The 20,546-nt window shown below is 68.6% G+C and carries 27 protein-coding genes and 1 pseudogene; 23 read left to right on the forward strand and 5 right to left on the reverse strand.

All coding sequences use genetic code 11. The features are described from left to right. The first annotated feature begins 6 nt into the window (after positions 1-6). The 4 genes from EDD33_RS08550 (at position 7) to EDD33_RS08570 (ending at position 5,441) form a co-directional block, all read left to right on the forward strand. The gene (locus tag EDD33_RS08550) at positions 7-699 is read left to right on the forward strand and encodes a hypothetical protein (RefSeq protein WP_123390072.1); all 693 of its coding nucleotides are present in this window, start codon (positions 7-9) and stop codon (positions 697-699) included. A 2,723-nt stretch (positions 700-3,422) separates the two neighbouring features. Beyond that, on the forward strand, positions 3,423-3,968 hold the full coding sequence (locus tag EDD33_RS08560) for a hypothetical protein (protein ID WP_148076967.1): 546 nt from the start codon (positions 3,423-3,425) through the stop codon (positions 3,966-3,968). Between the two features lie 24 nt (positions 3,969-3,992). Next, complete coding sequence (locus EDD33_RS08565) at positions 3,993-4,586, forward strand: hypothetical protein (protein WP_123390077.1); 594 nt, start codon at positions 3,993-3,995, stop codon at positions 4,584-4,586. A gap of 129 nt (positions 4,587-4,715) precedes the next feature. Beyond that, positions 4,716-5,441, forward strand: a complete 726-nt coding sequence (locus EDD33_RS08570) for a class I SAM-dependent methyltransferase (RefSeq protein ID WP_123393202.1) — start codon at positions 4,716-4,718, stop codon at positions 5,439-5,441. Between the two features lie 189 nt (positions 5,442-5,630). Here the strand turns inward: EDD33_RS08570 and EDD33_RS08575 are convergent, their stop codons facing one another. Beyond that, positions 5,631-6,095: an NUDIX hydrolase gene (locus EDD33_RS08575; RefSeq protein ID WP_170169738.1), complete on the reverse strand. Its 465-nt coding sequence runs from the start codon at positions 6,093-6,095 to the stop codon at positions 5,631-5,633. Between the two features lie 15 nt (positions 6,096-6,110). On the opposite strand from EDD33_RS08575, the gene EDD33_RS08580 reads away from it, so the two are divergent. The 8 genes and pseudogenes from EDD33_RS08580 to EDD33_RS19660 all read left to right on the forward strand — a co-directional run bounded on the left by EDD33_RS08580 (position 6,111) and on the right by EDD33_RS19660 (position 9,743). Further along, the gene (locus EDD33_RS08580) at positions 6,111-6,671 is read left to right on the forward strand and encodes a DUF1707 SHOCT-like domain-containing protein (protein WP_123393203.1); all 561 of its coding nucleotides are present in this window, start codon (positions 6,111-6,113) and stop codon (positions 6,669-6,671) included. A 143-nt stretch (positions 6,672-6,814) separates the two neighbouring features. Further along, positions 6,815-7,093 carry a hypothetical protein gene (locus EDD33_RS19650; RefSeq protein WP_148076969.1) on the forward strand — a complete coding sequence of 93 codons (279 nt, stop codon included), beginning with the start codon at positions 6,815-6,817 and terminating at the stop codon, positions 7,091-7,093. 86 nt (positions 7,094-7,179) lie between these two features. Next, positions 7,180-7,527 (forward strand): hypothetical protein, encoded by a 348-nt coding sequence (locus EDD33_RS08590; RefSeq protein ID WP_123390082.1) that lies wholly within the window; start codon positions 7,180-7,182, stop codon positions 7,525-7,527. A 78-nt stretch (positions 7,528-7,605) separates the two neighbouring features. Beyond that, positions 7,606-8,070, forward strand: a pseudogene (locus EDD33_RS20810) (helix-turn-helix domain-containing protein); the annotation flags it as partial. Between the two features lie 174 nt (positions 8,071-8,244). After that, on the forward strand, positions 8,245-8,580 hold the full coding sequence (locus tag EDD33_RS20505) for a hypothetical protein (protein ID WP_246003434.1): 336 nt from the start codon (positions 8,245-8,247) through the stop codon (positions 8,578-8,580). Between the two features lie 77 nt (positions 8,581-8,657). Beyond that, positions 8,658-8,963 carry a hypothetical protein gene (locus EDD33_RS08600; RefSeq protein ID WP_123390086.1) on the forward strand — a complete coding sequence of 102 codons (306 nt, stop codon included), beginning with the start codon at positions 8,658-8,660 and terminating at the stop codon, positions 8,961-8,963. A gap of 127 nt (positions 8,964-9,090) precedes the next feature. After that, on the forward strand, positions 9,091-9,396 hold the full coding sequence (locus EDD33_RS19655; protein ID WP_148076970.1) for a hypothetical protein: 306 nt from the start codon (positions 9,091-9,093) through the stop codon (positions 9,394-9,396). Between the two features lie 107 nt (positions 9,397-9,503). Next, positions 9,504-9,743, forward strand: coding sequence for a hypothetical protein (locus EDD33_RS19660; protein ID WP_148076971.1), 240 nt, complete (start codon positions 9,504-9,506; stop codon positions 9,741-9,743). A 50-nt stretch (positions 9,744-9,793) separates the two neighbouring features. Here the strand turns inward: EDD33_RS19660 and EDD33_RS08605 are convergent, their stop codons facing one another. Further along, positions 9,794-10,213, reverse strand: a complete 420-nt coding sequence (locus EDD33_RS08605; RefSeq protein ID WP_148076972.1) for a hypothetical protein — start codon at positions 10,211-10,213, stop codon at positions 9,794-9,796. Between the two features lie 263 nt (positions 10,214-10,476). On the opposite strand from EDD33_RS08605, the gene EDD33_RS08610 reads away from it, so the two are divergent. Beyond that, on the forward strand, positions 10,477-10,761 hold the full coding sequence (locus EDD33_RS08610) for a hypothetical protein (RefSeq protein ID WP_123390090.1): 285 nt from the start codon (positions 10,477-10,479) through the stop codon (positions 10,759-10,761). 93 nt (positions 10,762-10,854) lie between these two features. After that, the gene (locus tag EDD33_RS08615) at positions 10,855-11,388 is read left to right on the forward strand and encodes a hypothetical protein (RefSeq protein ID WP_148076973.1); all 534 of its coding nucleotides are present in this window, start codon (positions 10,855-10,857) and stop codon (positions 11,386-11,388) included. Positions 11,389-11,806: 418 nt separating this feature from the next. Here EDD33_RS08615 and EDD33_RS08620 read toward each other — a convergent pair whose 3' ends face one another. Then, positions 11,807-12,241 (reverse strand): hypothetical protein, encoded by a 435-nt coding sequence (locus EDD33_RS08620; protein WP_148076974.1) that lies wholly within the window; start codon positions 12,239-12,241, stop codon positions 11,807-11,809. 215 nt (positions 12,242-12,456) lie between these two features. Here EDD33_RS08620 and EDD33_RS08625 point away from each other — a divergent pair, with 215 nt between their 5' ends. The 3 genes from EDD33_RS08625 (at position 12,457) to EDD33_RS08635 (ending at position 13,684) form a co-directional block, all read left to right on the forward strand. Continuing rightward, positions 12,457-12,786 carry a hypothetical protein gene (locus EDD33_RS08625; RefSeq protein ID WP_123390097.1) on the forward strand — a complete coding sequence of 110 codons (330 nt, stop codon included), beginning with the start codon at positions 12,457-12,459 and terminating at the stop codon, positions 12,784-12,786. Positions 12,787-12,851: 65 nt separating this feature from the next. Beyond that, a complete protein-coding gene (locus EDD33_RS08630) occupies positions 12,852-13,262 on the forward strand; it encodes a hypothetical protein (RefSeq protein ID WP_148076975.1) in 411 nt (136 codons plus the stop codon). 89 nt (positions 13,263-13,351) lie between these two features. Beyond that, a complete protein-coding gene (locus EDD33_RS08635) occupies positions 13,352-13,684 on the forward strand; it encodes a hypothetical protein (protein ID WP_148076976.1) in 333 nt (110 codons plus the stop codon). 261 nt (positions 13,685-13,945) lie between these two features. On the opposite strand, the gene EDD33_RS20815 is transcribed toward EDD33_RS08635, so the two are convergent. Together EDD33_RS20815 and EDD33_RS08645 are read right to left on the reverse strand one after the other, a co-directional pair. Further along, positions 13,946-14,275 (reverse strand): ribonuclease E inhibitor RraB, encoded by a 330-nt coding sequence (locus EDD33_RS20815; protein ID WP_123390104.1) that lies wholly within the window; start codon positions 14,273-14,275, stop codon positions 13,946-13,948. A 563-nt stretch (positions 14,276-14,838) separates the two neighbouring features. Next, positions 14,839-15,159 (reverse strand): hypothetical protein, encoded by a 321-nt coding sequence (locus tag EDD33_RS08645; protein WP_123390106.1) that lies wholly within the window; start codon positions 15,157-15,159, stop codon positions 14,839-14,841. 289 nt (positions 15,160-15,448) lie between these two features. On the opposite strand from EDD33_RS08645, the gene EDD33_RS19930 reads away from it, so the two are divergent. The 6 genes from EDD33_RS19930 to EDD33_RS08675 all read left to right on the forward strand — a co-directional run bounded on the left by EDD33_RS19930 (position 15,449) and on the right by EDD33_RS08675 (position 20,465). Beyond that, on the forward strand, positions 15,449-16,132 hold the full coding sequence (locus EDD33_RS19930; RefSeq protein ID WP_170169740.1) for a hypothetical protein: 684 nt from the start codon (positions 15,449-15,451) through the stop codon (positions 16,130-16,132). 23 nt (positions 16,133-16,155) lie between these two features. Next, entirely contained in the window at positions 16,156-16,692 is a 537-nt protein-coding gene (locus EDD33_RS08650; protein ID WP_211332477.1) for an RNA polymerase sigma factor, read from the forward strand. A 288-nt stretch (positions 16,693-16,980) separates the two neighbouring features. After that, positions 16,981-17,565: an RNA polymerase sigma factor gene (locus EDD33_RS08655; RefSeq protein WP_123393204.1), complete on the forward strand. Its 585-nt coding sequence runs from the start codon at positions 16,981-16,983 to the stop codon at positions 17,563-17,565. Then, a complete protein-coding gene (locus EDD33_RS08660; RefSeq protein WP_123390111.1) occupies positions 17,558-18,394 on the forward strand; it encodes a hypothetical protein in 837 nt (278 codons plus the stop codon). The genes EDD33_RS08655 and EDD33_RS08660 overlap by 8 nt, the downstream gene beginning before the upstream one ends. Before the next feature lie 771 nt (positions 18,395-19,165). Then, positions 19,166-19,825, forward strand: coding sequence for a M15 family metallopeptidase (locus tag EDD33_RS08670; protein WP_123390115.1), 660 nt, complete (start codon positions 19,166-19,168; stop codon positions 19,823-19,825). Between the two features lie 91 nt (positions 19,826-19,916). Continuing rightward, positions 19,917-20,465 carry a GNAT family N-acetyltransferase gene (locus EDD33_RS08675; RefSeq protein WP_123390118.1) on the forward strand — a complete coding sequence of 183 codons (549 nt, stop codon included), beginning with the start codon at positions 19,917-19,919 and terminating at the stop codon, positions 20,463-20,465. The last annotated feature ends 81 nt before the right edge of the window (positions 20,466-20,546 follow it).

Raw genomic sequence — 20,546 nt, forward strand, 5'->3', positions numbered from 1 at the left:
CCCACCATGAAGAAGATGACCACCGCCCTCACCGCCCTCACCGTGACCGCGGCGCTCGGCGGCACCTACGCCGCCACCGCCGGCAGCGCCTCCGCCGCCCCTGGGCCTGGGCACCGCGACCGCCACCACGCGACCAAGTCCGTGGACGTCGAGATCCTCGCCCCCGCACGCGGCGACAACGCCGGCATCGCCGGAGCCGGATGGTTCGTCGACCTCGACATCGACTTCCACGACACCACCCTGGCAGGCACCGGCTTCACCGCCAACCAGTTGACCGGGCCGGCCGCGCACAACAACACCGCTCCCTTCCCCGGTAGCTTCTCGACCGGTGCCGACGACCGGATGCCCGGCCTGGTCGTGCTCACCAGCACCACCAACAGCACCCTGCCCGGCTTCTCCGGGCCCGGAACCAACCTGGCCAACCTGTTCAACCTCACCGGCGTCACCGACCGCTCCAGGAACGACGTCGAGATCTGGGACACCTGGATCGTCGGCGCCCCGATCGCCGGCAAGGACGTCACCACCAGGCTGACCGTCGCCGTCATCGACGACCTGAACCACGACGGCATCTACAACGACGCACCCGCCGTCGTCACCGACCAGAACGCCGACGGACGCATCGACCGCCGCGACCTGGAAGCCATCGGCGTCGCCTCCAAGGTCGAGACCGTCGACTTCCGCATCAACGGCGCGTCCTGAAGGGGAATCCGAACGCGCGTCCCTCGTCGCGCACCACTCCTCACTTCGTGTGACCTGCCGGTCGAACGGGTCAACCTCGACGCCGTCGCACCTAGGCTGAGACGGGGGCAGGCAGACTCGAGGAATGCTGACACCCCGCTTGGAGCCAGGATGACTGCCCTGTCCGTCGCAGGCGCCATCCGCACTTGGGCATGATCACCTCCGTCGTCACCGGAGCAGTGGCCGGCGTCGCCATGGGTTTGTGCTGCAGCAAAGACACGACGGCACACCCTGGGCCGAGCGTGTGCGGCGTCGGGCCCGGGCAGTGCGCTCGAGCGCGAGCGGCCAGAGTCGCATCACCAATGCCGAGCTGACGCAGATCGCACAGGGGTGAATAAGTGCGTCATCTGGGGGGGTGGGGGTCAAATTGCAGAACGCCCCTGACCTACATCTCTGCAGGTCAGGGGCGGTGCATCGGTCGGGCTGACAGGATTTGAACCTGCGACCCCTTGTCCATCTCACCAGCCCAGTACTTCTTTGCTGCGATGGGCTTCGTTTGGCTCTGACCTGCGAAAAGACCTCGCGGCCAGCCAGTTTCCTTTGGCCTCACGGGCCGGCCTCTGCTGGTTTTGGACCCAATTAGTGGTGAATAAGTGCGGCACGACACAAGGGCCCCCGGCACTCGGTCGTGCCGCCCTGACTTTGTTGGTCTTCGACGCTAGACCCACGCCCGGTAGCGAGCCACCGGTCCCGCGTAAGTCTTGCCGCTCATCGACTTCAGACAGTCATCTCGCGGCCCGTTTACACCCGCAATTCTTCCCATGCACATGTCACGTGCCCATGCGGCAGACCAGGCCACCCTGATGGGGCGAAGTACCGTGGGGCTTCGCTGGATGGCCCATCTACGCGGCGCCGACCCAAGGGGGCACCGCCACAAGAAGCCTCAGCGGCGCGTCAGTCGTAGCGGGTGAACGTGGTGGGGGTGCTGTCGAGGTTTCCGTCCAGGGTGTCGAACTGGACGACGGTCGACTCCCCATTGGCGCGTGTGATTTGCACGACCGACTCGAAAGACTCCGGGCTGCCATCGGCTTGAACCCAGACCCGTCCGCCTTTGAAAGCACGCACACGCCGACTCGCTCGGTGAGTGGTGCGTCGACCAGGCTGGCCGAGAAGGTCGCCCAGTCCCTGTCGGGGACTTCCAGGACCCATTTTTTCACGCGGGCTAGCGGGACGACGGTGGCCCGGTCGACGTTGATGTTGGAACGCGGCGTTCGCTGGACACCGTTCAAACAGACCTCCTCGGGCGCGTCTAGCGATGCCATCGACGGCTTGCTGTTCGGTTCACTATTCGAAGCAGAGGAGCATGCGCCGAGGAGCAGAGAGCTGACCATCATGTAGGCGATGGGCACACCAACTGTACGAAGCGCTTCTCTCGCGAGTCCGCCACCGTTCATGCGGACGCGGTGACAGTTCGTGTGCGTTGGCAGGCGAGATGCTTGGGGTCGTCTGTCACCGGATGATTGCGTGCCCACTGGACGTGGCACCGGTGGCCGCTAGGTCTTGTTCTGATTGCACGGCACAAACCTGCGAAGTCTGAGTGGCCGGTCGTGGCCCAGCCACATGTCGATGCTGTTGCTGGAGAATTCCGGGGAGGTCGTCCCGCTCACGGACCGCGAACCGAACCCCGGAATCGGCCGACAGGACCACTGTCAGGTTCGAGGCCAACACCGGCTCCACTGCAGCAAAGGCACGACGGCACACCCAGGGCCGAGCGTGCGCGGCGTCGGGCCTGCAGTGCTCGCGAGCGCGAGCGGCCAGAATCGCATCATCAACCCCGAGCGGAGGCAGCTCGCCCACGAAGACTTCTTCAGGATCCCAGGAGCAGTCACGTCCGCGCCCAGCTTCCGATGCGTGGACGTCCTGCTCGTACACGACGACCCCACGCTCAACACGAGCTCGACCAGCGATACCAGCCCGGCGTCGTCCACGTTGCCTCAGCACTGCAGCCCGACCGATGTAAGTGTCTCGCGTCGTTGAAGCTGGGTCGGCGTCATGGTCGGCGCGATGATGCCGTAAGAGATCTCTGGCGCGACCTCCGTAGCTGAGACTAGTTGTGTCTCTGCACGACCTTGCTGCACCCTGGCGTCATCGGATCGATCGGGCAGCAAACCCGCCTGTTTCCGTGGAAGGCTGACCGAGTGAGCGATGATCGGAATCTCGTTGCGGCGGAAGGCGTAGCTCCAGATGGGGAACCGTGGATGCTCCTGTACGCACCTGAAGGTGAATTGGGGCACCCTCACCACTTGGTTCTCTTCGTGCGCGGGCGCGAGCACGAAAGCAGGTCCGGGTTCGACATCCCCGGATCAACTGAGATCGGCTTCGGCGCTGGGCTCAAGCCTGGGGTGGGAAACTACTACCTGTACGGACTCACCACCTCCCGGATCCGAACGATTCGCGCAGAGAGTCAAGACGTCACCCGCCAGTCCCAGGCGGCCACCCTGGCCTGTTCGGACGCGTCAACGGAAGGCGGGGATTCGCTGCGAGTCTTCGTCCTAGTCCGGCCCGCCGTCGAGGACGTAACAGCCCTCGTAGGTCTAGATCAAGCAGGACACCAAGTGCAGCGGATACACCTCACGGCTCCACCAGAACGGTCATAGCGAACAAAAGCGCCGCGATACAGCACGGTCGGGCCCCTCGCTCTTTTGGGCGGCGGCAGGCGCCGCCAGGTGCGTATGGTTGAGCTTGTGAACCCGTCCCGACGCCGCGGCAGCAGGATCGGTCAGGCCCTCGTCAAGACCGCACCGGAGGGCACGGTCGTCCGGCTCGAGATACGGGTCGAGCGTGGCCACGAAGCCGGCCCGCAGGTTCGGCTGCTCCTCAACGGCAAGGACCCGCTCGGCAGGAGACACTTCATCACAGGCAACCATCCACGGGACCTGTTCGAGACCGGTGCCCTGCTGCCGACCGACCCGCCTCGCCGAGTCGCGCTGTACGGATGCGGGTGCGGCATCTTCGGCTGCTCCGCCCTCACAGGGCTCATCAGCCGCACCGGCGACCAGATCACGTGGAGCGACTTCTACGACTTCCACGCCGGCGAGTACGACGGACCGTTCCACGAAGACTCGACGTGGCCCGACCCCGTTCACGACCCGGACGCAGACGAAGACCTCCTGCCGACCCAGCTGAACCTGCCCAGCATCACCTTCGACGCCGAGCAGTACCTCGACGTCGTCCACGACGCGACCCAGGGATGGTCACAGGAGTGCGGGCGCCGCAGCGAGTGGACGTAGACCGTCGCCGGTCACACTGAGCACATGAGTGTCCTGCGACCCGCCGCCGACACCACCCCGGCCGGCTGGATCCTCGCCGCCGCACGGACCGGCGACGCGCCGACCGTGCTGCGCTACGGCCCACCCGGGTTCGACACCTACCTGCGCCTCCCAGTCGACGGCAACGTCGTCTTCGACATGGGGCCCGGTGCCGGGGTCCACCCGATGGAGGCCCGGCTCCAGGTGCTCGCAGCGCACACCACCACCCCCGATATCGCCTACGTCGGGGTGTGGCACGGGCACGGGTTCGCCAACGGACCCGACCCAGTCGCACCGGTCGTGCCCCTGCCGAACGCGTGGATGTACCTGTTCACCGGCCCCGTGACAGCGACGCGGTACGCCCAACAGACCGTGTGGTCCTTTCCCGACGGCACGCCGGACGCCGGCATTGCCGCCGAGCCGGACCTGGTGTGGCCGGACGACCACTCGTGGTGCCTGGCGTGTGAGGTCGATGAGGAGATCGAGTTCAGCATCGGCTGCTCTGCGGCGGTCGCCGCGGCCCTCGAGGCAGTCCTGCCCGGGCGGGCACGCCGCGTTGCCTACGGCGAGGACGCGCCACGGGAGCGCGCCCGCCGGTAGCCACGAGACCATGCGCACGTTCCAGCACTCCAGCTGGCCACAGCGGCACCCCCGACAGCAGGCGTACATGCCACTAACCCCGTCGCGTTGCACGGTCGGGCCAGCCGACCGCTCGACTACCGTGCGGTGATGCCCGACGCCATCTACGAAGACCCGCGCCTGGCCGCGCTGTACGACACCTTCGACGGCGAGCGCGACGACCTGGCGGCCTACGTGGACCTGGCCCGCGAGCTGGAGGCTCGCGACGTCGTCGACCTGGGATGTGGCACCGGCGCGCTGGCGCTGCTCCTCGCCGCTTCGGGGTGTCGTGTGGTCGGGGTCGACCCGGCTGCCGCGTCCCTGGAAGTGGCGCGCACGAAGCCGGGCGCGGGACAGGTGAGATGGGTCCTCGGTGACGCCTCGACTCTGCCGCACGACCGGGCGGACCTGGTGACGATGACCGGCAACGTCGCCCAGGTCTTCCTCACCGAGACCGACTGGCACGCCACCCTCCGCGGCGCGCACGCAGCGTTGCGGCCAGGCGGTCACCTCGTCTTCGAGACGAGACGCCCCGACCGCCGAGCTTGGGAGGACTGGGCCGCGGACACCTCCCCGAGGACCCTGGTGGTGCCCGGAGTCGGACAGGTGGAGCACCGCCGGCAGGTTCTCGACGTGGACCTCCCATTCGTACGGTTCCAGCACCAGTACCGGATCGGCTCAGACGGCGCCGTGCTCTCGTCTGACTCGACGCTGCGGTTCTGGCGCGACGACGAGATCCTCGGAAGCCTCGACGCGAACGGCTACGAGGTCGTCGAGGTCCGCGACGCACCGGACCGCCCCGGCCGGGAGTGGATCTACGTCGCCCACCGCAGGTAGGTCCCACGCTGCGTAGCGCGGGCACCCTTCCAGGCGAGGGGCAACGTCGAGTACCTGTCACGCAACGAGGGCACCCGCCCCCGCCTGCAGGATCGACCGCGCCGTGCGCCAAAGTCGCCCTGCCCAACCCGATCAGGCTCATTCGAGCGGGTGCAGACCTCTGCACGGCGGCAGCAAAGACGTCATGGCTCACCACATGCCGCGCAACGCGGCCTGGGCCACACGGAGCAGGTCCAGGAGGTCGACGGGGAAGAAGAGAACATCGGCCGACTCCAGGTCTGCCGGTGACCACCACCGCCAGCCAGTCACCGACGCTCGTTCGAGGGCCGTCCAACCATCCGACGTGGGCGACGCACCGTCCACCCGGGCCGCGAAGTAGTGCTCCACCTGATCGGTCACGACACCGTGGCTGCGAAACGTCGTCTCCGCGGTCCGCAGTGGCCCCAGCAGGTTCGTCAACTCGAAACCGGTCTCCTCGCGCACCTCCCGCAACGCAGCCGCCCGCAACGACTCTCCGTCCCGCACGCCACCCCCAGGCGTCAACCACCATCGAGGAGCGGCCGCGTCGGACAGGTCCAACCCCTCGAACAGCAACGTCTCGCCGGCCGCGTTCAACAGCAGCACCCGGGCCACCGTCCGCTGCACGTTCGACATCCCACGACCGTACGCATGCGGCTCGCCGACGTACGTATCCAGGCACCCGCCCGGCACCCGGGGTGTCGCATCGACCGCGCACGACACGCGCAACGCCTCACCGGCCGCCAGGCCACCGAGTGCCACCATCGGCAGATGAGCACGCCCCTGGACGCAGCAGCCCTCAGCGCGCTGTCCGAACGCGTAGGCGACACCGAACGCGACACCGTCATCGCCGACCTCAACGGCCACCACGCCCACGGGCGCCTGACCGCCGACGAGCTCGACCGACGCCAGTCGCTCGCGTTGAGCGCCGTCACCAGGTACGACCTGCTTCAACTCACCTCCGACCTGCCCCAGACCCGCACGCCTTCGCGAGCCGGAACCGCCGGACTCGCTGCACCGCAGGCCGTCGCGGTCGCACGCCGGGTCGGCATCGCTGCGGTGACCGCATCACCGGTCCTCGGGGCAGCGTGGTGGCTGGGAAACGTGTACGAGTACGGCACCGGCGTCGAGGTCGGGTTCACCGCCACCGTCGTCGGTGGCGTCATCGGGTACGCCACCCACGCCGTCCGCGACCGCATGCGCCGCCGGTAGTCGCGCGCCGGCTGTGCAGGAACCGGCTAGGAACGACCGGTCCCCATACAGGTCCGCAAGCGCCACCGGTGGGGTCAGCCGCACGGGCCAGCAGACTTGGTCAGAGCACTGCCACGAGGCCTCACGAACGGCACAATGACCTCGTGCCCACCCTCAAGCCCCGGTCACGCCATCCACAGGGCCCCGGACGGCGCCTCGAGGACGGCACCGGGCCGCAGGCCCGCCGGCCCGACCGCGTCGCCCGGTTGTGCCTGGGCCTCGCCATCATCGGAGCCCTCATCGGTCTCGTCGGATTCGTGGCGCTCAACGAGAGCCAGGCGCTGACCCTCAGCCGCATTGTCACTGGTGCCGCACTCCTCATCTGGCTTGTCACCAAAGTCGTTCGCCGACGGCGATCCGCCGCTGCGGACCAGCCCCGATGACACGGCCGGCGAACGGTTCGACGGTGACGCCCCAAACCGCCTACCTCGACGTACGGGCACTCCCATGGCGCCCCCGAGCACGCGTCATGAAAGCCAACACGCTCCGCGACCTCGACCCGACCGACGTCTCCGAAGACATCGCCGGGTTCCTCATCGGCCTCGCGGTCTGGGTCGTCATCATCATCACCGCGCCCATCCTCGTGCTCGTCCTCGCCGCCGCCCTCCTCTCGATCGAGCTCCCCATCGTCATCGCGGTCGCAGTCCTCCTCACCGCAGCCCGCTTCTGCGGGCTCATCCCGTGGTCGGTTGTCGTCCTCGACCCACACACCGGCACCGAAACCCACGAGCGCTACCGGAACCTGCTCCGCGCCGTAGCCCGCATCCGCGGCGTCAACCACAACCGGCACGTCGACGTCCGCTGGGCCTGGGCCTAACCCACCGAACCCGACACCCCAGACCCAGACCCAGCCGCAGTCGTTTCGCCCCAACCAGCGCCGGGCACCCTGCACGCCGTGGCACCCGAACACACCGGAAGCGACGACGCCGCCGACACCCCCGGCAGCCCCGACAGCACCGACGACGTCGAGCCGACCGAGCTGATCACCCACGCCCAAGCCGCCGCCCTACTCGGCTGCCACACCTCCAGCGTCTCCAAGTTCATCCGCAGCGGCCGACTAACCTCCACCGGCGTACGCGGACCAGGGACCGGCACCCTCCACCTCGACCAAGTCCTCGCACTACGCGAAGAACGCCTCCGCGCCGAAGCCGAACGACGCTTCCGCTACGACCGCGTCGACCCACAACGACGCACACCGCCACCCGAACTCGGCGACCACGAATGGCTCAGCGTCGCCCAAACCGCAGCCAGACTCGGCGTCACCGAACAGGCCGTACGCGCCCGCGCAGACCGCGGGACCATCCCGCACACCCGACACGGGAAACGCATCTGGATCCGGGCCGACCACCTTCAGCAATGGGCCGCCGCCCGCGCCACCACCAGCGCAGACGACCTACCCGCCCCCACGCCCAACCAAGCCCTCACCGGCGCCCACCCCCAGCCAAACCACCCGGGACCTACACCACCCCGCTCACACGATGGGGACCACCCGACCCCGCCAGGGACCGCCAACAGACCTGACACGATGCCCAACATGAGCAGCACTAGCTGGGACAAGACCGCAAGCCTGTACGACGGGCCCCGCGCAGTCGGTGGACGACTCCACGTCACACCCGACCAGCGCCTTCAGTTCCGTCCCCACGGCTTCGACCGCGCCCTCGGCGGCCGCACCCTCGACATCGGCCTGGACACCACCACCCGACTCAGCCGGACCAAACGCACCTGGTTCGCACCCCGCCGCCACGTGCTCGTCGAAACAGCCGACGGGACCCGCGCCCGGCCCCTCGTCAACGGCGCCGCCGACCTCATCGAACGCCTCGCCGGCGCCGCCCGCACCGCAGGCGCCAACCCCGACGTGGACAACCACTAGCAACCCCCAGGCCCGCGCACCTGGCCAGAACCCGCAGACCGCCGACGCAGGGGCGCGACCCGTGGAACACTCACAACGTGCCCAGCCGCCACGCCCACCACCGCCCCGCCCGCGCGCAGGACACAAACAACTCCCCCAAGAACAGGCGCCAGAAGTTCGCCGCCACGCTGCGCGGCAACCCCACGCTGCTACCCCGGGCCCTGCTCCAGTTTGCCCTCTCGCTGAGCGTCATCGCCGCCGTCCTGTGGATCTTCGGAGCCCCCGAGAAGTTCCAGCACTACAGCTACCTCGCCGGCACGTGGATGGCGTTCTGGTTCTTGGGCGAGATCGAGCGGCGGACGCAACCCGAACCTCCGTCCGAGCCCGCACCTCCGTCGACCTGACCGCCTGAGCGCACGGCGAGGCGACCTTGCCGACTGACGCGCTACCTCGCGCACGACCGGGCATGCACCGCATCCGGATCGGCGAGCCTGAACTCGTACAGAGAACAGCACGACCTGGAGTGGTGCGATGCCGCCCCGACGTCGACGTGCCGGATACCGCCCAGGGCAGCTGTCACCAGAGCTACGTGCCGCCATCGCCGCCGAAGCCGATCAGCTCGGGCAGATCACTGAGCCGCTCGAGCTCATCGACGCGGTCGGCGACGTGTACGCCGCCCTCGACACCGCACTCGAACCGGTCGCGCTGCCGCGGCTGCGCGCGGTCGCGGAACTGCGACGCCAAGGCTGGTCCTACGACCGGCTCGCCGAGGCGACCAAGCTGTCGAAGACCCGGGTCGCGCAACTCGCCCGCGAGGCTGTCGCACGCGGCCTTTAACCGGGGTATGTCCCTGATGCCGGAAAGCGCGCTACTGGGACGGCCCCGGTCAGCCTGGCCAGGTGAGGCAGTCGCCTCGGTCGACGCGTTTGGTCGATAGTGGGGCCATGAACCCCCCTGGTCCTCCTCGTGTCGTCGCCTCTGGAAATGACACCGATGCCGAGGCTTCGCTCACATGCGAGGCGCGAGTGCTGATCTCATGTGGGCTGGTCGTCCTGTTCAGCGGCCTGTTCCTCGCGGTCTTCAGCGACGGCCAACTCGGTCTGTTCCTGGGCATGGCCGTGGCGGCCGCTGGTGCACTGATGGCGCTACCGCGCATGGTGGCTGCGGCTATCTCACGCCGCTGAAGACCGGGGCTTCCGGTGGCCACCCGAGGGGTTTCGCTGCGGCGTCGTCCCTAGAGACCGCCCCCGGCGGCGCGCATCCGCTGCTCGTTGCGGGTGCCCCTCCAGCGCCGGACCTTGAACCACCACGCGACGTACAGGGCCGCCGGTACGTCGACCGCGAGAGCCCACAACCAGGTGCGGTCGTTATCGCTATACAGCTCACCGGCAACACCCACCGCCTGGGTGCGGACCTCGTCCCCGGCCCGGCCGATGCCTTCGTCGTACTCGGCTTCGTCGTCGTAGACGCTCCCGTCGTCGCTGATGAAGACCCCGACCCAGTGGCAGCCGCCGCGGCCGCTGCAGTCCTCCTCGACGGCCGTGAACGTGCCCCACGCGCCCTCGTTGCGTGACGCGTCCAAGAACGTCGAGAACCCGAAGATCGTGACGACCAGCAGGCCAGCGGCGGGGACGAACAGCCCCCATGTGTCCATGAGCCTCTCCGACGGCGCCTGCAGCGACTGCCACCAGCGCCACAACGCCCGCGCCCTGGCTCGGGTGCCGCGCCCAGTCCCTTCCTCCGGCGAGGGCGAGCGCTGGACGTGAGACACGGACGACATCGTGCCTGACCCGCGAGCCGGCAGCAGTGATCTTGGCTCGAATGTGACGCGGCCGGTGCTGTCGCGGTCCGCGTTCTACAACCCGTCTCCACACCAGAGCATCCGCCCGGCACTGCCCCACGTGGTTGGCTGCAGACATGGACCGTGAGCAGGCCGACGCGCACCAGCAGGACCTCGAGAGGCTCGAGATCTTCGACGCCCTGGTAGCTGCCGGGGCCCGAAGGGATGAGGTGCTCCAGCTCGTGAGCCAAGCTCCCGACCCCGACGCGGCCGTACAAGCCATCCAAGACCTTCTGCACATCGCCGAGGTCCCCGCCGCCGCAGTCATCGACCTGCAGATCCGACATCTGACCATCAGCGGGCGCGAACGAGTCCTAGCGTCCCGCGACGAGCTCCGTGCGCAAATCGAGGGCCGACGCTGAGCGACACGGGCCCGTCGACGCGATGAGCTCCCTCCAGGGCAGTGGCGGGGTCGTCGGACTGCCCCTATGTGACGGCACCGCACAATGAGCGCCATGGGGAACCCAGACGACGTGCGGCCGACACCCGCAGCCGAGCTCGAGGTCCTGCTCGAGCAGTGGGTCCTTGACGACGGGAACTACCCGCAGTTCAAGGCCCGCCGGACCAAGCGGTTCGCGCTCCAGCTCGACCTAGCGGACTCACACCGGCTCCGCCCCACACCTCATGAGCCCATAGGGGCTTGTCGAACCGGTGGCGTGGCCACCTACGAGATCACCGCCGACGTCGTCCACCACACAGCGGTCGAAGGCCTCGCCGAGGACGACCACGCCGTGGTCCTCGACTTCGGGCCACGTGCGTACTACTCGGGCCACGACCCAGCCATCGCCCGGCTGCGTGTCGGCGACCGGGTCGCGTTCAAGGCCACGCTGCTCGTCGACCCCTACGACTACGTCGAGATGTTGGCGCCCCTGGAGGGCTTCCCGGCCCTCGTCCACACGTGGTCCGTCGACCGGCTCCAAGCCGACCATCCGGCCGGCTCCAGAGACGGTTGGCAGGACCAGCCGCGCACGTCCGAGAACAGACGCTAGCCGTACCTCGACACGACGTACCTCCTCACGTGCACCGACACCGGCGAAGCTCCCACCCGCCAACGCCGACGCTGACCCGTCTCAGGTCCGCCTCAGCCGAGCACGGTTCCACAGATCGGCGTCCTCCGTGGCCTCGTGACAACCTGCGGCGCAAGTCTCATCTCACCGCCGCGCTTATAGCCACCGCTTCGAGCCCGCTCGCCTCACCGCACCCAGATGGCCCACCACGCCCTCCTGCCTGGACTCCGACTGGGTTCTCGCCGCTACGCCCCTGACCAAGTGCCAAATCCGAGCGCAGACGCGCCTGTGGCTCGCGGACGCGGCATCTACATCTCCGAGATGGACCTGGGAACCGTGCAGTGGGAGCGGCCGCGCAGGAACGTGACGCGACGGTCCGTCGGCGGCATCGGCGTCGGAGTCACCGCGGTAGTCGCAGGTCCAGGCTGATCCCGTAGTCGTGCGCCTTCTCGTTCACGACGCGCTGCAGGTGCTCGGGGTGCGCTACGACCTGGTCGAGGACCAGAACAAGGCGTCCTACGTCTGCCGTCGCCGCGATGGACTCGACGTCGTCGACCTCAGCGAGACGGGCACGCCCGAGCGTGACCTGCAGGTGCCGGATCAGGTGGTCCAGCACGTCGGGCTCATGGCGGACGAGCTCAAGGTCGCCACTCTCGATCAGTGGTCGAAAGCGGGTCTCGACCGACGCCGGAAGCGGCCCGCGCCACACCACGACCATCGTGTTCGCCTCGGTGGCGTACACCTGCTTGGTGTGGCCCTGGAATTCGTGCGACAACAAGTTCTCGAACTCGCCCCAGAACCTGTCGGGCCAAGACTCGTCCTGCCGCTGCTCCATGGCCGCCACCGTAGAACGACCCGCTCCCTTGAGTCTGGACAAGCCCGAACCGGTGCGCGCCCGGCCGTGGAACCATGCGCTATGACCACTGGTGACCGAAGGGCAGGCCGCGTTCCTGACCGTCACCACAGCCTTGGCCATGACCGTGTGGTCTCGGGTCCGGGCACCGAATTGCTCACACGGTGGGGATGAGCGCTTCACGTCGAGCCGGACGGGTGGGACTCGTCGTAGAGCTGACGGTGTTCCTAGCGGCCGCGGCGTCGTTCCTGCTGTTGCGCTTCGTGCGGGTGCCCGAGGTGGTCACCGTGGTGCTGTCGCTGGTCTCTCTTCCGGGCATGGCGACTGAGATGTTCCTGCGGTTGACGCTGGGTGCGACCGGCATCTCGACAGTTCTGCCCTATGGGGTTGTCGATGCCCTCGTGTTCGGGGCGCCGGCGTGCCTGCAGGGCCTCACCTACGCAGCCCCCCTCCACGTGCTGCGACGTCTTCGCAGCACCTCCCTCGCACATCCCGCGACATCCCCGGAGCACACGCCAGCCGGCTGAGGTTCTACGACGTGGGTCCGATCGAACCCCGTTGCCGCTGCGGCACGGCTGGCACCATGCGACACGTGACCCAGCCGCCCACCACACAGGCCACTCCTCCGGCTTCCAGCGCGGAGTCGGCCAGGCCGACTCGCACAGCGGTACTCGCCGTGCTCCTGGCCGCCGCGGTCCTTGCCGTGGTCGTGGTGGCGCTCAGCCCCCTGGTCGACTCCGTCATGGTCGGTGACCGGGAGGAGCAGCACGACGTCGCCTTCGGTGCCCCGTTCCCGTGGGTGCGACAGGACCAGCGTGACCTAGAGCCGCCATTGCCGGCGAAGCTGCGTCTGGCCTCACCGCAGGAGCACCCAACCGGCACGTCGCCAGCAGTGTTCGTCGTCGACGTGGCTGCTGCGTTCACCGTGTTCGCGGCCGCCGGCAGCGCGCTGCTGGTGGCGGTCGCATGCGGGAGGCGCACGCGACCGGGGCAGATCTCGTGACGTCCGGCGGCCGCTCGCCCACGGACACCGCCGCGGTAGGCGACCAGGGCGACCGGGGCGACCCGGCCACCGGAGACAAGGCTCCTGCGGTGCGGCGCCTGGTGTGGGTCTCGGGTGCGTTCTTGGTGCTCCAGGTGTTGGCGACGAGCTATAGGCAGAGTGCAGGCACTGCCAGCTGGGAGACTCTATGGCTTGCCATCATCGCCGTCATGCTGTGGATGACCTACCGACGTCAGAGCCGCGTCGCATGGGCATTCGTCGTGTTCTTCGCCGTCTGTGGAGCGCTGCTGTACGGCACCGGCACCCCCACGCACCTCGACGACCCCAGATATCCCGTCGCCGCGGTCGCCTACCTGGGTCAAGCGTGGCCCCTACTCACCGGCACCGTCCGACGACACGTCCGAGACCGACCGCGCCGCTGAGCGCTCCGAGCGCGCCTGTTCGCGGGACACCGTGCGCCGAGGAAGCCGTTGCGGCGCCCGGGAACCATCCGACGCGAGTACCCGACGTCATGACCGCCCTGAGCCCGAAGGTCAGCGGGTCCCGGCAGCAGGACGGGACGTACCGACCTTGCGGGTGCCGTTCATCGCGACACGAACCTTCGAATCGTCGCGCACAGCCTCGCAAGCACCTTGACGCGCTCGGCGTGGGGATCACAACGATCCTGGGCTGGCTCAGGCAGTTCATCTTGACGCCTCGGAACCCGTCGCACCAGCGGCCCGCCCACGTTCACGATGCATGGCTCCGCGCCAGCGGCTACGCCTCGATGAGGAGTCCCCCCCCCCGTCGTAGGTGCCTCGATGTTGCTCAACCACCTCAACGACTGCCCGGGTGAACGCTGCAGCGGACTGGGGGTCTGTTGGGACCACGTGGCAGAACTCCAAGGCCGACCCGAACAGCCGCTTACGTGCCGTGACGTCAAAACCCAGCTCACTGAGCCGGGCCGCCGCGGAAGCCGCGTCGGACTTGCTGCGGAACGTCGCGGCGTGGTCGACCGCACGGGGGGACCTCATCGTGGTCGCCCAGTGCCAGACGCTGGCTCACCAGTTCCGCCGTCAGGCGCAGCTGACGGTCCAGGTCACTCACCGCGACAGCATGTCACTCGGGCTGTGCAAGAGGTCGGGCAACAGAGCTACCCCGCGAGCGGTGGAACAATGCACGCTTGCGGCCATGGACACAGCGTCACCATCCAGCCCTCCCGCGAGACGCCACTACGTCTTCGCGGTGCGAGGCGAGCTCCCCGTCCCCGAGCACGGTTGGACGATCGCCGTGCACAGCGCTGGGTGCAACGACAATGACAGCGGCTGTCAACAGACACCCGACTGTCCCCAAGCTCGTACAGCGTTCCTGCATGCCGCCCTCGTTGACTCGGCGGCGCCCCAGGAACTCCTCCAGCATCGTCGTCGGCAGCACTACCAGGTACGCAGCAGACGGGGTCGCGACCGATCGACCGCCGCGGGCGCTGGTGCCCGCTCGTGCCCGTCGGCGCACGCTAGTTCGGCCGCTGACCGCCCATGTCCAAGTCAAGACACTCCGTAGACGGCGATGTCAGGGCGAACCGCCGGCAGCGCCTCCGCTATCCGCGGCGAGACCGGACCAGCACGGCTGCCGTCATCATGACGAGGACTAGCGTTGCGGCCGCACCCACGACCGAGGAGACGTCCTGCGCGACGCGCACCCCGTGCGGTACCTCGGCGACCGCGTCGGCAGCCTCGAAGCCCTCACCCCAGAAGAACCAGAAGACGGCGAATGCGACCGCCACCGACGCGGTCAGGACGACGACCGGCACCACCACGCCACGCCGGCGCGTCGTTGTCAGCACGATCGCGCAGCACGTCAACGCGACTACCGGGCCAGCGACCGCACCGACGAGGAAGGTCACGTCGAGAAACCCCATGCGCCGGACAGTACCGACCGGACCCGACCCACCATCGACTAAGCGCTCGACGCACCTCGAACACCTCGGCGCCCTCGCCGCCCTCAAATCGAACCCAGGGAAGCAGACCGGTGACCGACACCCAGCCCACGTCACCGGGCGGGCCACCGGCAAGTCCCCGGGATTGGATGTAACGCGCGAACACGTCTAGATGACAGCATCTTGTAGAGGAGGAGCCGTGGCGCCTACGGACGACAACGTGAGCTGGTGGCAGCCCTGCAGCAACGCCGTCCGAGAGGCCGCCCCCGCCGTGCCCGCCTTCCACCCTGGCGAGGAGGCGGCGCTTTGGCGCGAGATCACCGCGACCGCCGTCGCGGCCCCCCAGTCTCGATGGGCCCGCTGGCGGCCCGTCGCGGCCGGCGTCGTTGCGGCCGTGGCCCTCGGTGGCGCAGGCGCGGCAACGGCGAGTGTCATTAGCGCACACACCGGCCGCGGACCGGTCGACACCGAGGACGTCGAGCTGGGTGGGCCCGGTGAGCGACTCGACCCCGCCGCCCCGGACTTCGCCGCAGTCCTAGACACGACCACCGCCGACATCGCGTTCCCCTCGGTGCAGGCGCGTACCCGCGCCCTCGCGTGGGAGACCGACGACCTGTCTTCGGACCCCGAGCCCTCACTCGTGTCAGCTGGCGCAGTACGCCTATGGACCTCAGGTCACGCCCTGTGCGCGTGGAGCAACACCTGGGCCGTCGCCCTTCGCGACGGGGACGACGATGCGGCCAAACGCTCCGCAGCCGTCATCCTGAGCGCCCGCACCTGGCCACCGATCCGCGACACCGACCCAGACCTGGCGAACCAGTCCGAGTTCGCGTGGCTCCCCGACCTCGAACGAGCCGTACGCGACCGCGACCCATCGGCGGCAAAGGATGCGCTCAGCACCGACGGGTCGTGCCTGCCCGGACTCGCACCCCAGCTCGGTCTGGGTCCCCGGTGAAACAGACCGCGACCCGTTCCGACGTGGAGGAGCTCTACCGACGCCACGCCGGTGAGCTCCGTGGCTACCTGCACCGCCGAGGCGGCCCGCCTGGCGCCGACCTCCTCGCAGACGTGTTCGTCATCGCGCTCCAGCGGATCGACGACCTGCCCGAGCCAGCCATGAGACGGGCCTGGTTGTTCGGCACCGCCCGGCGCCTGCTCCTGGCCTCGCAGCGCGAAAGCAGGCAACGCCACGAAGCCGAACACCAACACGCCAGATCCGACGGCCCACAGGTGCACAACCTGGTCGACGACCGACCCGACAAGCACCTGACAGTCCGGCAGGCGCTCGAGTCGCTGCGCGAACCGGATCGAGAACTCATCAGGCTCACCGAGTGGGAGCAGCTCGGCGTCAGTGAGGCCGCCATGGTCCTCGGATTGCGCCCCGGCACAGCCCGGGTGCGGCTACACCGGGCACGCCGCACCCTCGCTAGCCACCCGGCTCTCCGGGCGCTGCTCGCATCACGCACCGACAACCCTGAGTTGGAACGCGACGACTCGCAACAAGTCCAGACCTGACGCAGGGCCGCGGCGGCTCCACCAGCGCACGGGCACGGCGCCGGGACGCGAACGAGCCGTGCACTGTCCCAGTGTGGCCGAGTTCGTCGCCGACGAGGCACGCGAGGACCTGATCATCCCGCAGCTCCTGCAGCCGCCGCGGCAGCCGAGCGCTACTCAGAAAGCACGCTCCCGTGTCCCGGCCGCCTGAGGCCATAGATGGCGGACAGGTGAGCCGCGTGATGAGTACTGTGCGGTCGAGCCGGCCCTCGTGAACCCTTCGGCCCACTTCGGACAACTACCAGTGTGATGACGGACCATCAGGACCTCAGCGACGCGGAGCTTTTCGCCGCGTCTGTGGCCACTCCGCGGCTGTTCGGGGCGGTCTTTGACAGGCACGCACCCGAGATCCTGCGCTACCTGACTCGCCGCGTTGGCCCCCAGGACGCGGAGGACCTGCTCAGTCAGACATTTCTCGTGGCGTTGGAGAAACGGGCGAGCTTTGATCAGGGCGCGGAGACGGCCCGTCCGTGGTTGTACGGAATCGCAAGCAACGTGCTCCTACGTCGTCAGCGCGACGAGGTCCGGTTCCTGCGGGCGCTTGCACGGGTGTCGGGCGAACCGGACGAAGCGAACTTCGAGGAGGCCGCCGCACAACGCGTTGACGCGCGGTCCGAGTCCGCGGCCCTGGCCGCCGGCCTGGCTTCCCTCTCGCCCGGGGATCGCAACGTGCTCCTGCTCGTGGTGTGGGCCGACCTCTCGCACCAGCAGATCTCGCGCGCTCTCGGCATCCCGGTCGGGACCGTGAAGTCCCGTACGCACCGAGCGCGTCAGCAGCTGCGGCGCCACCTAGAACCCTCCACCAGGCTGGAAAGGACACCCCGACATGGATGAGCTGGCTCTGCTCGAACGGTTCCGGTCTGACGTCGAGATCGACGCGACCGCCCTGATCCGCGCACGGCGCCGCGTCGTGCGACGTGCACTCGTCAACGCACCCGGCAGACGCCGTAGGTACCTGTTGGTCACCGCTGCTGCCGCAGCGCTGGCCGTCGCCGTGACTCTTGTAGGCGCCGTCGGCAACGGCCCGACCGCGACACCCGCAGCAGCTGCGGTCCTTGCACGCGCCGCCGATTCGGCCAGCAGCGGCCGAGAGCCCGCGCCGGGCCAGTACCTTCACGTGCGCAAGGTGACCACGCGCTGGTACGACGACGGTCGAGAGACCACGGTCCAGGAACGGTGGATCCCCGGCGATGGAGGCGAGCCGCGCACCTACCGAGACTTTGAAGGAGACGTCTACCAGGATGCCTCCCCGGTCCCCGCCATCTACAGCCGACGTGGTCTGTCGACCGAGGCGCTGCTCACTTGGCTGCGGCGCCCCAGTGGTGACCTGCGTGGTGACGACGCTGCTTACGAACGCGTGGGGGAAGTCCTCGCCTCAGATCTCGCGCCAGTGGATTTTCAGGCCGGCCTGTTCGACGCCATGCAACACCTCGAAGGCGTCACCGTCGTCGACCAGGACGCGCGCTTCGACGCAGCGGCCGCCGTCATCATCGGTCGCGGCGGGCCGCTCGAAACCCAATTCGCATTCGACGAGACCTCCGGTCAGTTCATCGGCATGCAGGGTGTCGGAGACCCGGAGAACGGGACCCCGCTTTCGTACAAGACCTCGAGGACTACGGACGTAGTCAACGGTCTCCCGCGACGTGCCGGAGGAGACCGGTGACCCCAGGGTGGGCGGCACGGGGGTCGGAGGTCTCGCGGCGTCCCAGCTTCGGCCCACTGGTAGCTGGCACCACTCCCCCGGCGCAGCCCCACGGATCCGGCGTCAACCGAGCTCAGGGTCGTTCTCATCGAGTGCACCGACGCTGGTTGGCCCCGGTCGCCGTCGCTATCGTTGCGGCCTCGCTGGCGCTCAGTGGGGGCGCGACGACTGCTGCCGCTCGACTCGGCGTGCCGCCGTTCCAGACCCTGGAGGGAGGTGTCGCGCGAACCAGTCCTGGCATTCCGGTGACCTACCAGGACCCCGAGGGGCGTCAGGTGGCGTGTCTGGCGTTCATCGAGCACCGGAACCTGGACGCCCAACAGCGAGCTGCGCTTCGTGGCGTGGCGAGGGATGCGCGCTGGGACGGTTTCGCCGAGCAAGTTCTAGCAGGGCGGGTGTCCCGGGCGGCCTCGCCCGAGGCCCAACACGAGCAGCTCATCGAGGCGCTCGACCACGAGCTCTGGTCGTCGTCTCGTGTCGCCGTACCTTCGATGGTGTACATGTCGGAGTCCGACGGCCCAGTATTCAGCGGGTGGTCCTACTCGTGCGACCCCTCGTAGGGGACTGGGCCGTGTCATGACCCCGGCCCTCGAGCCAGCTCGTCCCCTTCACCTCTGTTGCGCACTCGCAGGTCCTTGCGGCACACGAACGTGTCGTGGGGCTTGATCGTGGCGGGAGGCCGTGGCTCGCGGCACCTCAGCGGCCGTGTGCACTTGTGCGAGGGTGGCGCGCATGTTTGACGCGTCTCAGGTCGTGCTCATGGGCGACCCGAGAGTGACCGGCATCGCCGTGGCCGACGACGGTTCCGGCCTGGTCCCTGCGCCACCGGCAGTCGGTCTCCACGGCCGCAAAGCGGACCCCGCTGGTGTGTTCCGGTTGATGCGTCGCCCGGTCGCGGATCGACTCGGTACCGCAGCCGCGTCACTTCCAGACGGTATACACCTGTGCCTGGTCGAGGCGTATCGGCCACCGGAACGCCAAGAGCTGTACTTCACCACCTATCGAGACAAGCTCCGCGCAGCCGATCCGACTCATGACGATGAGACTCTGAACCGGCTGGCGAGCAGGTTCGTCGCCCCGCCGGCGTTCGCGCCGCACGTCGCGGGCGCCGCAGTCGACGTCACCCTCGTCGACAACGCCGGCGTCGAGCTGGACCTGGGGTGCCCGGTCGATGCGAACCCGGAGGTCAGCGGCGGCACCTGTTACACCCACCACCCCGGTGTGACCGGGCACGCCGGCGCCCATCGCAAGGTGCTGATCGAGGCAATGACAGCGGCCGGGTTCGTGAACTACCCGACCGAGTGGTGGCACTGGTCGCACGGCGACCGCTACTGGGCATTCGTCACCGGCCGCGACGTCGCCGTGCATGGTCCGATGCACTCTGGTGCCTGAGCCGGCCCACGACCCGACTCCTCACCCCGACACAACCGCACCCTCCGACTTCTCGGCATGCGGGTCCGCCTGCATCCGTAGGCTCCCCGGCATGGCGGACCTTGACGGCGTGCCCTGGCCACCTGCCCCTATCCGGACACCGCGACTGCTCCTGCGCAGACCGGCCGCCTCCGACCGAGACGGCGTCATCGAGCTGCTCTGCTCCGAAGCGGCGACGCGGTACCTGGGCGGACCCCAGTCGCGTGCAGACCTGTCGCTCACGCTCCCCCAAGGCCCTACCGGCAGACCAGGCGTGTTCACCATCGAGGCGAACAGGCAATTCGTCGGAACAGTCTCATTCGACCGCCGCGATGCGAGTCGCCCAGGACACGTCCGCGCCAGCGGGCTCGAGATCGAGGTCAGCTACGCCGTCCTGCCCGACGAATTGGGCAACGGCTACGGCGCGGAGGCTCTCGCGGGCGCCCTGGGCTGGGTCGCGCAGGTAATGCCGCGGGAGCCTGTGGTGCTGTGCACCCAGACCGCGAACCGTGCCTCGATGCGGGTTGCGGAGCAGGCGGGGTTCCTCGAGGTCGCGCGATTCGAAGAATTCGACGCCGAGCAATGGTTCGGTGTCCGTCAACCTGAAGGAGCTACGGCGTGAGAGCCGCCGACCCGGACAGCCAGCCCGCCGGCGGTGCAACATGCGCAGTCCTCATCGCCGGCCAGGCCGCCAGGTGCCACC

Origin of the sequence: Nocardioides aurantiacus (genome assembly GCF_003752505.1) — a bacterium.
Lineage (GTDB): Bacteria > Actinomycetota > Actinomycetes > Propionibacteriales > Nocardioidaceae > Marmoricola > Marmoricola aurantiacus.

Coding starts and splice junctions, on each gene's coding strand:
- EDD33_RS20505 (WP_246003434.1), top strand. CDS start 8,245: ATGAGCAGCACTAGCTGGGACAAGACCGCAAGCCTGTACGACGGGCCC.
- EDD33_RS19660 (WP_148076971.1), top strand. CDS start 9,504: ATGAACCCCCCTGGTCCTCCTCGTGTCGTCGCCTCTGGAAATGACACC.
- EDD33_RS08655 (WP_123393204.1), top strand. CDS start 16,981: ATGACGGACCATCAGGACCTCAGCGACGCGGAGCTTTTCGCCGCGTCT.
- EDD33_RS08660 (WP_123390111.1), top strand. CDS start 17,558: ATGGATGAGCTGGCTCTGCTCGAACGGTTCCGGTCTGACGTCGAGATC.
- EDD33_RS08580 (WP_123393203.1), top strand. CDS start 6,111: ATGCGGCTCGCCGACGTACGTATCCAGGCACCCGCCCGGCACCCGGGG.
- EDD33_RS08550 (WP_123390072.1), top strand. CDS start 7: ATGAAGAAGATGACCACCGCCCTCACCGCCCTCACCGTGACCGCGGCG.
- EDD33_RS08675 (WP_123390118.1), top strand. CDS start 19,917: ATGGCGGACCTTGACGGCGTGCCCTGGCCACCTGCCCCTATCCGGACA.
- EDD33_RS19655 (WP_148076970.1), top strand. CDS start 9,091: ATGCCGCCCCGACGTCGACGTGCCGGATACCGCCCAGGGCAGCTGTCA.
- EDD33_RS08575 (WP_170169738.1), bottom strand. CDS start 6,095: ATGTCGAACGTGCAGCGGACGGTGGCCCGGGTGCTGCTGTTGAACGCG.
- EDD33_RS08615 (WP_148076973.1), top strand. CDS start 10,855: ATGGGGAACCCAGACGACGTGCGGCCGACACCCGCAGCCGAGCTCGAG.
- EDD33_RS08670 (WP_123390115.1), top strand. CDS start 19,166: ATGTTTGACGCGTCTCAGGTCGTGCTCATGGGCGACCCGAGAGTGACC.
- EDD33_RS08565 (WP_123390077.1), top strand. CDS start 3,993: ATGAGTGTCCTGCGACCCGCCGCCGACACCACCCCGGCCGGCTGGATC.
- EDD33_RS08620 (WP_148076974.1), bottom strand. CDS start 12,241: ATGGAGCAGCGGCAGGACGAGTCTTGGCCCGACAGGTTCTGGGGCGAG.
- EDD33_RS08605 (WP_148076972.1), bottom strand. CDS start 10,213: ATGGACACATGGGGGCTGTTCGTCCCCGCCGCTGGCCTGCTGGTCGTC.
- EDD33_RS20815 (WP_123390104.1), bottom strand. CDS start 14,275: ATGAGGTCCCCCCGTGCGGTCGACCACGCCGCGACGTTCCGCAGCAAG.
- EDD33_RS08610 (WP_123390090.1), top strand. CDS start 10,477: ATGGACCGTGAGCAGGCCGACGCGCACCAGCAGGACCTCGAGAGGCTC.
- EDD33_RS08590 (WP_123390082.1), top strand. CDS start 7,180: ATGAAAGCCAACACGCTCCGCGACCTCGACCCGACCGACGTCTCCGAA.
- EDD33_RS08645 (WP_123390106.1), bottom strand. CDS start 15,159: ATGGGGTTTCTCGACGTGACCTTCCTCGTCGGTGCGGTCGCTGGCCCG.
- EDD33_RS08570 (WP_123393202.1), top strand. CDS start 4,716: ATGCCCGACGCCATCTACGAAGACCCGCGCCTGGCCGCGCTGTACGAC.